The sequence below is a fragment of the Streptomyces sp. SCPE 10 genome, assembly GCF_051980735.1.
Lineage (GTDB): Bacteria > Actinomycetota > Actinomycetes > Streptomycetales > Streptomycetaceae > Streptomyces > Streptomyces misionensis.
Genome location: NZ_CP197069.1, coordinates 5,838,217 through 5,852,615, shown reverse-complemented (window position 1 = coordinate 5,852,615; position 14,399 = coordinate 5,838,217). Strand labels below are relative to the sequence as shown.

Genomic DNA, 14,399 nt, shown 5'->3' with positions numbered 1-14,399 from the left:
CGAAAGAAGGGTGAAACCGCACCGATATCCCCGGCTTCTACGGTCTTCGTCGGGTGCGGAGAACGCCCTGCGCATCCGATTCGGACCGAGGAGCCGAGGTGGATTTCAGCCTTTTCTATTTCGCCAACGACAGTGACGACACGAGCGGCGCGGATCGCTACGAACTTTTCCTGGAGGGCGCCAGGTTCGCGGACCGCAACGGCTTCACCGCCGTCTGGACTCCCGAGCGGCACTTCCACCGTTTCGGCGGCCTCTACCCCAACCCGGCGGTCACCGGCGCGGCACTCGCCGTGGCCACGGAACGCGTCCAGATCCGGGCCGGCAGCGTGGTCGCGCCCCTGCACCACCCGCTGCGGATCGCCGAGGACTGGTCGGTCGTCGACAACCTCTCCGGCGGCCGGGTCGGCATCTCCTTCGCCTCCGGCTGGCACCCGGCCGACTTCGTGATGCGGCCCGACGCGCACAGCACGCGCCGCGAGGTGATGGACGAGACGATCGACACGGTGCGCCGGCTGTGGCGCGGGGAGTCGGTGACCCTGCCCGACGGCAAGAACGAACCCGCCGAGGTGCGCGTCTTCCCGCCGGCGATCCAGCCCGAGCTGCCGTTCTGGATCACCAGCGCCGGCAGCGCCGACACCTTCCGCAAGGCCGGCGCGCAGGGCGGCGGCGTCCTCACGCACCTGCTCAGCCAGGACATCGACGAGCTGCGCACGAAGATCGCCGCCTACCGGGAGTCGTACCGCGCGCACCACGCGCAGGGCTCGGGGCATGTGGTGCTGATGCTGCACACCTTCCTCGGCTCCTCCACCGAGGAGGTGCGCGAGCTGGTCCGGGGTCCGCTGTCGGGCTATCTCAAGACCTCGTTCGGGCTGATCTCCGGCTCCATCGGCAACCGGCCGGGCACCTTCGACTCCGCCGACATCAAGGAGTCCGACGTCGCCTATCTCGTGGAGCGCGGGTTCACCCGGTTCTTCGAGCGGCAGGGCATGTTCGGCACCGTCGAACAGGGCGAGCGGGTGGTGGATCTCCTCCAGGAGGTCGGCGTCGACGAGATCGGCTGCCTGGTCGACTTCGGGGTCAGCACCGAGCAGACCCTGAAAAGCCTGGAATTCCTCGCCGAGTTGAAAAACCGCCGCGGCTGACGCGCATCGATCCGGCGTATGGGCCGTATGGGCGCGATATAGCCGCCACCCGAACAGTTGTACCGGGCGTGGGCCGCGCGGCGGCCGGCGCATCATCATCCGACAGGGAGTCAGCCACCATGAGTGAGAGCCACAACGACGAGCGCGCCTACCGCGTGGTCCGCAACGACGAGGAGCAGTACTCGATCTGGTGGGCCGACCGTGACCTTCCCGCCGGCTGGCACGCGGAGGGCACCGAGGGCCCCAAGGAGGCGTGCCTCCAGCGGATCGAGGAGGTCTGGACCGACATGCGGCCGCTCAGCCTCCGCCTGCGCATGGAGCAGAGCCAGGACGAGGGCGCCCCGCTCGCGTCCTGACCCCGAGCGCGCCGGCCCGGTTCCCCCGACGGGCCGGCGCTCCCTTTTGCCCTCCGGTCCCCTTCGTTCCGGCCCCGCCGTTCGCTTCCGCGTCTTCGCCGCATGTCAGACGTACGCCGCTCGGGGACGCACGCCCGCCTCCGTGCTCCCGAACCCGCCGTGCCCCACCGTCCGGCCGCAGCTGTCCAGCAGAGGAATCCCAAGATGACCACGCAGATCCGTCAGGACGACGCAACCGACACCGCCCATCTCGCCACGCTCGCCGAAGTCGTCGCGCGGCAGACTGCCTGGACTCCGGACGCCGTCGCGGTCGTCACCGCGCAGGGGGACTCCCACAGTTACGCCGAGCTGGACGCCCGCGCGCGCCGGCTCGCGGTGCTGCTGCGCCGCTCGGGTGTCACGCGTGAGTCCCTGGTCGGTGTGCATCTGCACCGCGGTCTCGACCTCGTCGTCAGCCTCCTCGCGGTGTGGAAGGCCGGCGCCGCCTACGTGCCGCTCGACCCGGCGCACCCGGCCGAACGGCTGGAGTGGATGGCCGCGGACGCCGGGCTCGCGCTGGTGATCACCGAGTCCGCGCCCGCCGGGACGCTGTTCGGCGCCCCGGCGCTCGGCCTGGCGGAGCGGCGCGAGACCCTCGCCGCCCTGCCCGCCGACGCGCCGGACACCCCGGCCGATCCCGACGGCGCCGCCTACGCGGTGTACACCTCGGGCTCCACCGGCCGGCCCAAGGGCGTGGTGGTCACCCACGAGGGCATCGCCAACCGGGTGCGCTGGAGCGTGCGCGAGCACGGCATCGGCCCCGGCGACCGGGTGCTCCAGAAGACGACGATGGGCTTCGACGCCGCCACCTGGGAGGTGTTCGCGCCGCTGGTCGGCGGGGCGACCCTGGTCCTCGCGCCGGTGGGTGCCGAGCGGGACCCGGCGGTCCTGGTGCGCTGCGCCGCGGACCGGGACATCACCGTGCTCCAGGTGGTGCCGTCGGTGCTGCGGCTGCTGGTCGACGAGTCCGCCTGGGGAGAACTGAAGGGCCTGCGGCTGCTGTTCTCGGCCGGGGAACCGCTGCACGCGGAGCTGTGCCGGCGCGCGCTGGACCGCAGCGGCAGCGCGGACCTGCGGATCTGGAACACGTACGGGCCGACCGAATGCTCCATCGACATCACGGCCCAGGCGTACGACGCCGGGCAGGACGGCGGTCCCGTCCCGATCGGCCGCCCGCTCGACGGCATGCGGGTGCTGGTCCTCGATCCGGGCGGCCGGCCGGTGCCGGTCGGTGTCATCGGCGAGCTGTACGCGGCCGGTGCCGGGGTGGCCCGCGGCTATCTGGGCCGCCCGGGGCTGACCGCCGAGCGGTTCGTGCCGGACCCCTACGGGCCGCCCGGCTCCCGGCTCTACCGCACCGGCGACCTGGTGCGCTGGCGTTCGGACCGGACCCTGGAGTACCGGGGCCGCGCCGACGAACAGGTCAAGGTCAACGGGGTACGGGTGGAGCCGGGCGAGGTCTCCGCGGCCCTGCTGGCGCACCCGGAGGTCGAGGCGGCCGTGGTCGTCGCCGCGCCCGCCCACGACGGCGGCATGCGCCTGGTCGCCTACAGCGTCACCGGTGACGGGCGCCCGCCGCGCGACTGGCGGCCGTTCCTGGCGGGCCGGCTGCCCGCGGCGCTGGTCCCCACCCAGCTGGTCCCGCTCACCGAACTGCCGCTGACCGCGAACGGCAAGGTCGACCGCGCCGCGCTGCCCGCCCCGGCGCCCGAGCTGTCGGCCGCCCAGGAGCACATCGCGCCGCGCACCGACGAGGAGCGCACCGTCGCCGAGGTGTGGACCGAGGTGCTGGGCGTGACCGACCCCGGTGCGGGCGACGACTTCTTCCAGCTCGGCGGCACCTCGCTCAGCCTGACCCGGCTCGCCGCGCGCCTGCGCGACCGGTCCGGCGCGGCGATCGAACTCGCCGCCCTGTTCACCTCCTCCACGCTGGAGGCACAGGCGCGACTGATCGAGGAGGCGTCGGCCGACGAGCCGTTCGTCGCCGTTCCCCGCGCGGGCCGCCTGCCGTTCTCCTTCGGCCAGCAGCGGCTCGCCTTCCTCGACCGGCTGGAGCCGGGCGGCGCCGAGTGGGTCTCCCCGCTGCTGATCGACCTGCCCGAGGGCGCCCACACCGACGACGTGCAGCGGGCCCTGGATCTGCTGGAGCGGCGGCACGAGGCGCTGCGCACCCGCTTCCCGGCCGATCTCGTGGAGCAGGGGCCGCGCCTCGCGGCGCCCGGCCGGGTCGAGCTGACCGAGACCACCGTGGAACGGGCCGCGCTCGGCGACCTTCTGGCGGAGCGGTTCGCGCGCGGCTTCGACCTGGAGCGGGGTCCGCTGTGGCGGGCGGTGCTGGTCCGATTCCCGCAGGGCGCCCCACTGCTGGTGATCACCGTGCACCACATCGCCTGCGACGGCTGGTCGTCGGTGATCCTGGAACGCGAGTTCACCGAGGCGCACGCGGCGTTCGCCGCCGGCCGCTCCCCCGCCCTGCCCGAACTGCCCTTCGGATACGTGGACTACGCGGCCTGGCAGCGCGCCCGGCTCACCGAGGACCGGCTGGCGGCGGACGCCGCGCACTGGCGCGGAACGCTCGCCGGGCACACCCCGCTGCCGCTGCCCACCGACCACCGGCGCCCCGCGCGCCGCGACCACCGCGGCGCCGTCGTCCCGCTGACCATCCCCGCGGAGGTGGTGCGCCCGCTGACCGAGCTGGGCCGCGCGCACGGCGCCACCCTGTTCATGACGCTGCTCACCGCGTTCGCCACGCTGCTCGCCCGGCACAGCGGGGAGAGCGACATCGTCGTGGGCACCCCGGTCGTCGGCCGCACCCGGCCGGAGACGGAGCACCTCGTCGGGTTCTTCCTCAACTCGCTGCCGCTGCGCGTCGATGTGGACGGCGGGCTCGGCTTCGACGAGGCGCTGCGCCGGGTGCGCGCGGTCACCCTGGACGCGTTCGCCCACCAGGAACTGCCCTTCGACCGGCTCGTCGAGGAGGTGCAGGAGGGCCGCGATCCGTCCCGTACCCCCGTCTACCAGGCCGCCTTCGATCTGCTCGACGCCGAACTCACCACCGCGGGCGTCGACTTCGGGGAGCTGGCCGAACTCGGTGACTCCTGGCGGATCGCCAAGACCGACCTCAGCCTGTTCCTGCGGCCGCGTGCGGACGGCACGATCGTCGGCGTCCTGGAGTACGCCACGGCACTGTTCGAGCACGCCACCGTGGAGCGGTTCGGTGCCCAGCTGGTGCGGCTGCTCACGCACGCGGCGACCGCGCCGGACACCAGGCTCGCCGATCTGGAGATGCTCGACGACGCCGAACGCCACCGCCAGCTGGTGGAGTTCAACCCGGGCGCGGGCCAGACGCTCGCCGACCCCGAGGACCGCACCGTGCTGGAGATGATCGAGGCCCGGGCGGCCGAGCAGCCGGACGCCCCGGCGCTGCGGGGCGAACGGGCCGTCACCTTCGGCGAGCTGGACACCACCGCCAACCGGATCGCGCACCGGCTGCGTGATTCCGGGGTGGGCACCGAGTCCGTGGTCGGTGTCCTGCTCGACCGCGGCCCGGACCTGGTCGGCGCGTTCCTCGGCAGCTGGAAGGCCGGCGCCGGGTATCTGCCGCTCGACCCGGAGCACCCCGCCGAGCGCGTCGCCGCCATGCTCGCCGACGCGGGCGCCGGTGTGCTGATCACCTCGGCGGCGCACGGCGCCCGGGTGGCACACCTGTTCCCCGGCGAACTCGTGGTCCTGGACCGCGACCGGGAGCTGCTGGAGCGGCTGCCGGCCGAGCCGCCGACGCGCCGAAGCGATCCGCGGGCCACCGCCTACGTGATCTTCACCTCGGGTTCCACCGGCCGGCCCAAGGGGGTCCGGGTCGAGCACCGCGGCCTGGCCAACCACGTGGCCTGGGCGGTCCGCGACCTGGCCGGCCGCGGCGGCACCGGCGCGGCCCTGTTCTCCTCCACCGCCTACGACCTGGTCGTACCCAATCTGTACGCGGCGCTGGCCGCCGGGCAGCCGCTGCACCTGCTGCCCGCCGGACTCGACCTCGCCGACCTCGGGGCGACGCTCGCCGCCCACGCCCCCTACAGCTTCCTGAAGCTGACCCCCGGGCATCTGGAGATCCTCTCCCACCAGCTCACCGACGAGCAGGCGGCCGGCCTGGCCGAGGTGGTCGTGGTGGCGGGCGAGGCGTTCCCCGGCGAGGCCGCCTCCCGCTGGCTGGGGCTGCTCGGGCCGGGCCGGCTCGTCAACGAGTACGGGCCCACCGAGTGCTCCGTCGGCACCTGTGTGCACCCGGTGGACGAGCCGGTCGAGGGCACCGTGCCCATCGGCCGTCCGCTGCCCGGCATGTCGATGTACGTCCTCGACGACGGGCTGCGCCCGGTGCCGCCCGGCGGTGTCGGCGAGCTGTACGTGGGCGGCACCGGAGTCGCCCGCGGCTACACCGGCCGGCCCGGCCAGACCGCCGAGCGCTTCCTGCCCGACCCCTACGGGCGGCCCGGCGACCGCCTCTACCGCACCGGCGACCTGGCCCGCCGGCTCCCGGACGGCACCGTGGAGTTCCTCGGCCGCGTCGACCAGCAGATCAAGGTGCGCGGCCACCGCGTCGAACCCGGCGAGATCGAGTCGGTGCTGGTCGCCCACCCCGGCGTCCGCGAGGCCGTCGTCCTCGCCGGGCAGGGCCTGACGGCGTACACCGTGCCCGCCGGGTCCCGGCCGCCGTCGGCCGGTGAACTGACCGAGCACTGCGCCCGGTCACTGCCCGCCTACATGGTCCCCACCGACTTCGTCACGATCGACGCCGTACCGCTGACGCCCAACGGCAAGCTCGACCGGGCCGCGCTGCCCGACCCGGCCGCCGCGGACGCCACGGCCGGGCACACCGGTCCGCGCGACATCGTCGAGGAGCGGATCGCCGCCGTCTGGGCCGGTCTGCTCGGCCAGGAGCCCGGCATGGACGACGACTTCTTCCACAGCGGCGGCAACTCCATCCTCGGCATCCGGCTGATCTCCGCGATCCAGAACGAGTTCCAGGTCGCCCTGCCGCTGCGCGCCCTCTTCGAAGATCCCACGCCGGCCCGGCTCGCCCGCGCCGTCGAGGCACTCGTCCAGGCCGAACTCGACGGCGCCGACACCGACGGGTCCTCCCCGAACCTTCCGCACTCCTCGCAGACCAAGGAGCACTCCGCATGACCACCGGCGCAGAGCACTCTTCCACCGGCGACCGCCTGCGCGCTGAACTGCTGCGCCGGCTGGCGGGCCGCACCACCGAGCAGCGCCGGCCCGAGATCCCGCGCGCCGACCGGGAGCGGCCGCTGCGGCTGTCCCCGGGCCAGCAGCAGATGTGGTTCCTGCAGCGGCTCGAACCGGACAGCCACGAGTACATCGTCCCGCTGACGCTGCGGCTGACCGGCCCGCTGGACGAGGCCGCGCTGCGCCGGGCCGTGGACGCGGTCGCCGCCCGGCACGAGATCCTGCGCACCCGCTACGACTTCGTGGCCGGCCGGCCCGTACAGCTGGTCGATCCCGCGGGGCCGGTGCCGTTCACCACCACCGATCTCGGTGCCCTGCCCGCCGCCGAGCGCCCGTCCGAGGCCCGCACCCGGGCCGCCGCCTGCGCCCGTGAGCCCTTCGACCTGGGCGCCGAATGGCCACTGCGGGTCCGCCTGTTCCGGCTGGACGACGAGGACTGGGTGCTCGCCCTGCTCTTCCACCACATCGCCTGCGACGCCTGGTCCACCCAGATCTTCGCCCGCGACCTCAGCGCCTGCTACCGGGGCGAGCAGCCCGGTCCCGCGCTGGAGGTGCAGTACGCCGACTACGCCGAGTGGCAGGCCGGGCGCACGGAGGGTGCCGCGCTCGCCCCGCACCTGGACTACTGGCGGCAGCAGCTCGCCGGGGTGGCCCCGCTCGAACTGCCCACCGACCGGCCGCGTCCGCCGGTGCGGGACACGGCGGGCGCCACCGAGACGTTCGCCCTGCCGGACGCGCTGTCCGCACGGCTGCGGGAGCTGGCCGCCGCCCACCGCACCACGCTGTTCACGGTGCTGCTGACCGCCTACCAGACCCTGCTGTCGAAGTACACGTCGAGCACCGACATCGCGGTCGGCACCGTGGTCTCCGGGCGGGTGCGCCCCGAATTGCAGCAGCTCATCGGCTACGGCATCAACAGCCTGGTGATGCGGGCCGGGTGGGACGGCGATCCCCGTTTCAGCGCTCTGCTGGAGCGGGGCCGCTCCGTCGTCCTGGACGCCTTCGACCACCAGGAGACGCCGTTCGCCCGGCTGGTGGACGAGCTCCAGCCCGAGCGGGACCTCTCGCGCACCCCGCTGTTCCAGGCCGCCTTCACCCTGCACGAGTCCCGCACCGCCGCCTACGACCTGCCGGGCGTACGCGTGGAGCCCTTCGCCGTGCCCGCCTCGGTGGCCCGGTTCGACCTCCAGTTGCAGGTCGAGGAGTCCCCGGACGGGTCCCTCCAGGGCCAGTTCGAGTACGCCACCGCGCTGTTCGACCGGTCGTCCGCCACCCGGTTCGCCCGCCACCTGGTGCGTCTGCTGCACGCCGTGGCGGACACCCCGGACGCCCGGCTGTCCGAGCTGAGCGTCGTGGACGAGGCCGAACTCGCCGTCCTCATCGACCCGCTCACCGCCGAGGCGGCCGATCCCCGGCTCGTCCACGAGGTGTTCGAGGCGCGGGCCGCGGCCACCCCGGACGCGATCGCGGTCGTCGCCGACGGCCAGGCCCTCACCTATGCGGAGCTGAACGCCCGCGCCAACCGCGTCGCCCACCGGCTGATCGCCCTCGGCGCCGCCCCCGACCTGGTCGTGGGCATCTGCGTGGAGCGCGGCCCCGAGCTGATCCCCGCGATCCTCGGCGTGCTGAAGTCCGGCGCCGGCTACCTGCCGCTCGACCCGGCCAACCCGGCCGAGCGCCTCGGCTACGTCGTCGGCGACGCGGGGCCCCTCGCCGTGCTGACCGAGTCCGCGCACGTGGCCCTGGTGGAGGGCATCCACGACGGCCCGCTGGTCGTGCTCGACCAGGAGCGCGACAGCACGGCGTGGGCGGCGCTGCCGGAGTCGAATCCGGCCGCGGCCGGCCACCCCGACCAGCTGATCTACGTCATCTACACCTCAGGCTCCACGGGCCGCCCCAAGGGCGTGTGCCTCACCCACCGCAATGTGCTGCGGCTGCTGACCACCGCCGACCGCCACTACGGCTTCTCCCCCGAGGACGTCTGGCCGCTCTTCCACAGCTACGCCTTCGACGTCTCGGTCTGGGAGATGTGGGGCGCGCTGCTGCACGGCGGGCGGCTCGTGGTCGTGCCCGCCGCGGTGACCCGCTCCCCGGACGAGTTCCTCGACCTGCTGGTCGAACAGCGGGTCACCGTCCTCAACCAGACGCCGTCCGCGTTCCGCGCGCTGGTGTCCGCGGCCGCCGAGGGCGACGAACGCATCGGCCGGCTGCGGCTGCGCGTCGTCGTCTTCGCCGGTGAGAAGCTCCAGGTCCCGGGCCTCCAGCCGTGGGTGGACCGGCTCGGTCTGGACCGTCCGGCGCTGCTCAACATGTACGGGATCACCGAGACCACGGTGCACACCACCTACTACCAGGTGGGCCCCGCCGACCTGCGCCCCGACGCGGGCAACCCGATCGGGGTCCCCCTCGGCGACCTCAGGGTGCACCTCCTGGACGCGTGGGGCGAGCCGGTCCCCGTCGGCGTCTTCGGGGAGATCCACGTCGCGGGCCCCGGCGTGGCCCGCGGCTACCTGGGCCGCCCGGCGCTGACGGCGGAGCGCTTCGTGCCCGACCCGTTCGGCCCGCCCGGCTCCCGTCTCTACCGCAGCGGTGACATCGCCCGCCGGCTGCCCGACGGCTCCCTGGAGTTCCTCGGCCGCGCCGACGGACAGATCAAGATCCGCGGCTACCGGGTCGAACTCGGTGAGATCCAGGCCGCGTTGACGGAGCTGGACGGCATCCGTGACGCCGTGGTCGTGCTCCGCGAGGACGTTCCGGGCCAGAAGGAGCTCGTCGCGTACACGGTGCTCGCCCCGGAGACCTCCTACGAGCCGGCCGAGCTGCGCGAACTGCTCGGCGCGCGGCTGCCGTCGTACATGGTCCCGGCCGCCTTCGTCGCCCTGGACCGGCTGCCGCTGACCACCAACGGCAAGCTGGACCGCCGTGCCCTGCCCGCCCCGAGCGGCGACGCCCGCCGGGCCGGCGGCGCCTACACCGCCCCGCGCACGCCCACCGAGGAGCGTCTGGCCGAGGTGTGGGCCGAGGTGCTCGGCCTGGACAAGGTGGGCGTCGACGACGGCTTCTTCGACGTCGGCGGCGACTCCATCCGGGCCGTAGCCCTGGTCGGCGCGATCCGCTCGGCCGGCCATGACATCACCGTCCGCGACGTCTTCGAGTACCGCACGGTCGCCCGTCTCGCCGAACTGCTCACCGGCCGCTCCGCCCCCGCCGTGGTGCCCGATCCGGTGCGGCCCTTCGCGCTCATCGACGCGGCGGACCGGGCCCGGCTGCCGGAGGGGGTGGCCGACGCCTACCCGCTGTCGCAGGTGCAGGCGGGCATGGTGCTGGAGATGTCCGTCGACAACGGGCAGAACAACTACCACAACGTCACGAGTTTCCGGATCCGCGACGAGCGTCCCTACGACCATCCGTCGCTGGTCGAGGCCGCGCGGATCGTCGTGGCACGCCACGAGGCGCTGCGCACGTCACTGGATCTGACCGGCTACTCCGTCCCGATGCAGCTGGTCCACGAGATCGCGGACATGCCCGTGGGCACGCAGTCGCTGCACGGCCTGACCGAGGAGGAGATCAGGGACGCCGTACGGGTGTACACCGCCCGCGAGCGCGCCCGCGTCTTCGACCTGGCCGTGCCCACCCTCATGCGGCTGTTCGCCCACGACACCGGCAACGGCAGCTGGTGGCTGTCGATCACCGAGTGCCACCCCGTCCTGGAGGGGTGGAGCCACCACTCCATGCTGATGGAGATCCTCGATGTGTACGGCGCCCTCCGCGACGGCCGCCCCGTCGAGGAGCCGGAGCGGCCGGGCACCCGGTTCGCCGACTTCATCGCCGCCGAACTCCAGGCCCTGGACGACGACGGCGACCGGGAGTACTGGAGCCGTGTCGTCGCCGACCACGCGCCGCTGGAGGTCCCGAACGGCTGGGGCGACGGCCCCGACGCGCCCCGCGCCACCTACCAGGCCTCCGTCCCGGTCACCGATCTGGAGGACCGGCTGCGGGCGTTCGCCGGCCGGGCCCGGGTGTCGATGAAGAGCGTGCTGCTGGCGGCGCACCTGAAGGTGATGAGCCAGCTGACCAGCGAGACCGCCTTCCACACCGGTCTGGTCTGCGACGCCCGTCCCGAACTGCCCGGCGCCGACCGCGTCTACGGCATGTACCTCAACACGCTGCCGTTCGCGTTCGAGGCGGGCCGTGCCGCGACCTGGCGGGAGCTGGTCACCCAGGTCTTCGCCGCCGAGATCGAGCTGTGGCCGCACCGCCGCTACCCCATGCCCGCCGTGCAGCGGCTGGCCGGCAGCGGTCAGCTGCTGCACGTCTACTTCAACTACCAGGACTTCCACCAGGTCGACACCGAGCGCGTCGACCACGAGGCCGCGATCGACGACAGCCCCACCGAGTTCCCGCTGACCGTCTCCAGCCGGGGCGGCCATGTCATCGTCACGGCGAACGGCCGTGTGGTGTCGCAGGAGAACGCGGAGCGGATCGCCGCGATGTACCGGCTGGTGCTGGAGGCGATGGCCGCCGACTTCGACGGCGACGCGCAGGCGGTCTACCTGCCGCTCGGTGAGCGCGAGGTCGTCCTGCGGCGGTGGAACAACGCCGACACCGGACAAGTGGCCGCATCTGTACCGGAGTTGTTCGCCGGGCAGGTGGCGCGGGTGCCGGACGCGGTGGCGGTCACGTCGGGTGGCGTGTCGCTGACGTATGCCGAACTGGAAGACCGCTCCGCGCGGTTGGCCGGGTCGTTGGCCGCTGCGGGTGTGGGGGCGGGTGATGTCGTGGCCGTGCTGCTGGAGCGGGGTGTCGACCTGCTCGTCGCGCTGCTCGCCGTGCAGCGGACCGGCGCCGCCTATCTCCCCCTGGACGCCACGCACCCCGCCGGACGCCTGTCCGGGATCATCGAGGACGCGGCACCCGCCGTGCTGCTCACGCAGGAGTCGCTGCGCGAGACGGCGGACGGGATCCACCAGGGCACGCGTGTGCTGGTGGAGGAGGGGGCTACGGCCGAGCCGCTGGCCCCCAGGGTCGTGGACCCGTCGGCGGTGGCGTACGTGCTCTACACGTCCGGATCCACCGGCCGCCCCAAGGGCGTGCAGATCAGCCACAGGGCGCTGGGCAACCTCCTCACCGGCGTCCGGCGTGTGCTCGGTGGGTCGGAGACGGTGGAGTCGTGGCTGGCGTCGACGTCGGTGTCGTTCGACATCTCCGGCCTGGAGCTGTACCTGCCGCTGACCGGGGGCCACCGGGTCGTCATCGCCGAGTCGGGGCAGGACCTGGTCGGCCTGATCGAGACCGAGCGTGTCACCCACGTCCAGGCGACCCCCTCCGGATGGAAGCTCCTGCTGGAGTCCGGGTTCCGCACCGCCTCGGTCACGGCACTCGTGGGTGGCGAGGCGCTTCCGGTCGAGCTGGCCCAGACCCTGCGCTCGCGCGTGGCACGGCTGGTGAACGTGTACGGCCCGACCGAGACCACGATCTGGTCCACCACCTGGGAAGTCCCGACCGACCCGACGGCCGTCTCCATCGGTGCGCCGATCGACAACACCCAGCTGTACATCGTCGACATGCACATGGAGCCGGTGCCGGTCGGGGTGGTGGGTGAGCTGTGCATCGCCGGTGACGGCGTCGCCCAGGGCTACCTCGGCCGCCCCGCCCTCACCGCCGAACGCTTCGTCCCCGACCCCTTCGGACCCGCCGGCACCCGCCTCTACAAGACCGGCGACCTCGCCCGCCGCATGCCCGACGGCACCCTCGAATTCCTCGGCCGCACCGACCACCAAGTCAAGATCCGCGGCTACCGCATCGAACTCGGCGAAATCGAATCCCGCCTCCTGACCCACCCCACCGTCAAGGACGCCGCCGTCACCGCCCGCACCGAGGACACAGGCGACACCTGGCTCGTCGGCTACCTCATCCCCAACGGGCCCGTGGACCAGAACGAGTTGCGGGCGTATCTGCGGGAGGAACTGCCCGACTACATGGTCCCCGGCGCCTTCGTCGAACTCGACGCCTGGCCCCTGAACACCGCCGGCAAACTCGACCGCAAGGCCCTGCCCGCACCCGAGGTCGTCCCCCAGGCCGAGTACGTCGCACCCCGCACCGAAGCCGAGAGAAAGATCGCCGACGCCTGGGCAGCCGCACTCGGCCTGGAGCGGGTCAGTGTCGAGGACAGCTTCTTCGACCTCGGCGGCGACTCCATCCGCGCCATCGTCCTCGTCGGCGCCATCCGCTCCGCCGGCTTCCAGGTCGCCGTCCAGGACATCTTCGAACACCGCACCATCGCCGAACTCGCCCACCACCTCGACACCCACCACACCCCCGCCGAAACCGACCACTACGTCCAGCCCTTCGAACTGATCACCGACCAGGACCACCGCCTGCTCCCCGCAGACATCACCGACGCCTACCCCGTCTCCCAGGTCCAGCTCGGCATGCTCGTCGAAATGTCCCTCGGCACCGAACGCGCCGCCTACCACAACGTCGACGCCTTCCGCATCCGCGACAACCAGCCCCTCGACCCCACCGCACTCCAACACGCCACCGACGAACTCATCACCCGCCACGAAATCCTCCGCACCGGCTTCCACCTCACCGGCTACTCGGAACCTCTGCAACTCGTCCACGCGAGCGCGGACTTGCGGGCCGTCGTCGTTGCTCCGGACAACGGTGAGTGCGAGAACGAGCAGCGCGCCACGCCGTTCGACCCCGCGGTCCCGCCGCTGATCCGGGTCAACGCGCTGGCGAGTGCCGACGAGAACGAGTGGCAGCTCGTCTTCACCCACGCCCACCCGATCCTGGAGGGCTGGAGTTACCACGCTCTGCTCACGGAGTTGCTGGATCTGTACCGCGCCTTCCGGGACGGCCGGGACCTCGCACCGGCGGCGAGCGGTGGCAGCCGCTTCGCCGACTTCATCGCGGCCGAACGGGCTTCTGTCGACGGGGAGTCGGACCGGGCCTACTGGCGGCGCGTCGTCGGTGATCACACCACGCTGACCGTGCCGGCCGGCTGGGGTGACAACTCGGTCGCCGCCGGTACCGCCCACCGCTTCCCGATCGAGCTGCGGGACCTGGACGCGCGGCTGCGGGCGCTCGCCGGCCGGGCCCGGGTGTCGATGAAGAGCGTGCTGCTGGCGGCGCACCTGAAGGTGATGAGCCAGCTGACCAGCGAGACCGCCTTCCACACCGGCCTGGTCTGCGACACCCGTCCGGAGCTGCGGGGTGCCGACCGCGTCTACGGCCTGCACCTCAACACGGTCCCGTTCCCCTTCGAGTCGGGACGGGCCGCCACCTGGCGGGAGTTGGTGAGTCAGGTCTTCGAGCAGGAGACCGAGCTGTGGCCGCACCGCCGCTACCCGCTGCCCGCCATCCAGCGGGACGCGGGTGGCAGCCGGCTGCTGGACGTCTACTTCAACTACCAGGACTTCAGCAAGGTCGACGGTGAAGAGGTCGACGAACTCGGCGACATCGACGAGGTGCCGACCGAGTTCCCGCTGATGGTCGCCACCCGAGGCAGCTATATCGTCCTGACCGCCGACGGCCGTGTGGTGTCACGGGCGAACGCGGGGCGGATCGCCGCGATGTACCGGCTGGTGCTGGAGGCGATGGCCGCCGACTTCGACGGCGA

The 14,399-nt window shown here is 72.9% G+C and carries 4 protein-coding genes (1 of these 4 running past the window's edge); all 4 read left to right on the top strand.

Annotation, left to right across the window (positions count from 1 at the left end):
• Nucleotides 1–98 precede the first annotated feature (98 nt).
• Nucleotides 99–1,142, top strand: a complete 1,044-nt coding sequence (locus tag ACSP97_RS26925; RefSeq protein WP_440554630.1) for an LLM class flavin-dependent oxidoreductase — start codon at nucleotides 99–101, stop codon at nucleotides 1,140–1,142.
• A gap of 119 nt (nucleotides 1,143–1,261) precedes the next feature.
• A complete protein-coding gene (locus ACSP97_RS26920) occupies nucleotides 1,262–1,498 on the top strand; it encodes an MbtH family protein (RefSeq protein WP_070021915.1) in 237 nt (78 codons plus the stop codon).
• Nucleotides 1,499–1,702: 204 nt separating this feature from the next.
• Complete coding sequence (locus ACSP97_RS26915) at nucleotides 1,703–6,715, top strand: amino acid adenylation domain-containing protein (RefSeq protein ID WP_440554628.1); 5,013 nt, start codon at nucleotides 1,703–1,705, stop codon at nucleotides 6,713–6,715.
• Nucleotides 6,712–14,399, top strand: the 5' end (the start) of a protein-coding gene (locus tag ACSP97_RS26910; RefSeq protein ID WP_440554626.1) for a non-ribosomal peptide synthase/polyketide synthase. It continues 15,811 nt past the right edge of the window; 7,688 of the gene's 23,499 nt are visible here — the first part of the coding sequence; the start codon lies at nucleotides 6,712–6,714; the stop codon falls past the right edge of the window. The genes ACSP97_RS26915 and ACSP97_RS26910 overlap by 4 nt, the downstream gene beginning before the upstream one ends.